This window comes from Paenibacillus sp. P4_E11 (genome assembly GCF_056401635.1).
In genome coordinates this window covers 1-1,491 of the sequence record NZ_JBFUIX010000451.1, presented here as the reverse complement: position 1 = coordinate 1,491, position 1,491 = coordinate 1, and the positions used below count along the sequence as shown (strand labels likewise).

At 46.5% G+C, this 1,491-nt stretch carries 1 protein-coding gene; it reads left to right on the top strand.

The window, feature by feature from the left end; translation table 11 throughout:
* Nucleotides 1-111: 111 nt before the first annotated feature.
* Nucleotides 112-1,491 (top strand): terminase large subunit (locus AC1DWB_RS35015; protein ID WP_477545676.1); only part of this gene is annotated, 1,380 nt, incomplete at its 3' end.

Sequence of the window (1,491 nt, the reverse complement as noted above, 5' to 3'; positions counted from 1 at the left end):
CCACATATCAACGTATGTCGGGACCCTATATGATAAGCAAGCGCTCATGACAGGTGGCAAGACAGCTGACATCGGTTTAACCTTTGAGGACCAACTTAGGGGCATAATCAAATGAGCGCGTTAAAACAATTGATTCACGATTACAAATTGTATTTCAAGTCGTGCCTCAGGATCCGAAACAAGGATGCACAGATTACGCCGTTCCAAACTAACGAAGCTCAAGACCGACTGCTAAAGATCATCGACGACTGGAAAGCCTCAGAGCCCGATGAATCGAGACGACCGACATTATATACTATCATCCTCAAAGCGCGTCAACTTGGCTTCTCAACAGTCACAGAAGGCGTGTTTTTTCATGACCTTAACTTTAGTTTCAACAAGGTCGCTATGATCGTATCGTTTGACGAGGATTCAGCGGTCACGATTAACGACATGGCAGACCGATTCTATAAATACTTGCCGCAGCCGATTAAGCCGAAGCGTAGGCCGAGCAGGGGTAAGGGTATCCTATTCGAGAATCCAAGGTTTAACGTTGCGTTGCCAATCAGCGACACGAACGATCCAGGGCTGCAAAATAAGTTCTTGGTTGAGACAGCAAAGAACCTCAACGCCGGATCATCCTACACCATCAACTATCTCCATATATCAGAGCTAGCCAAATGGGATAAGCCAGAAGAAACGATGACTTCCATCATGCAGTCAGTACCTGACTTCGGCGCTATTGTTATTGTGGAATCAACGGCAAAGGGTATGAACTACTTCCAGGAGTTGTGGGATAACGCAGAACGAGGCAATAACAACTTTGTTCCGTTGTTCGTCGCTTGGTTCGAGAATCCACGGTATCGGTCGCCATACACTGGATTTGAACTAACGCCATATGAGCTGCAGATCAAGGAAATGTATCGGCTTGATAATGATCAGTTGCAATGGCGGCGCAACACGATCAAGGATAAACTCAACGGCGACGAGAACCTATTCAAGCAGGAGTATCCCTGCTGTGCAGAAGAAGCGTTCCTTACAACGGGTACGCCAGTATTTAACAATGAGTTAATCATTCAGCGCATTCGACAGTTAGAAGCGAATCCAATCGGCACTAGAGGCCATTTGAAATACGTTGGAGAAGACAAGAAACTGACGTTTATACCGGATGATACCGGATGGATTACAATCTTCAAGCACCCAGAGAATGATCGACCGTATGTCAGCGGCAATGACGTAGCGCAAGGCGTAGAAGGCGGGGATTATGACGCAGCTCCCATGCTGGACAACATTACGCTGGAACAAGTCGCGGTGTTGCATGGACACATGGATGTGGATTTATATGCCGRTGAGTTATACAAATATGGTCAGTATTACAATTGGGCGTTGCTCGGACCAGAAACAAACTTTAACCCCGGTATCGTCATCAACCTAGAAAAGCTGAGATACCCGAAAATGTACATGCGCCAGGACATTCACACCATTAGCAAGGACATCAAGAAAGTGTTCGGG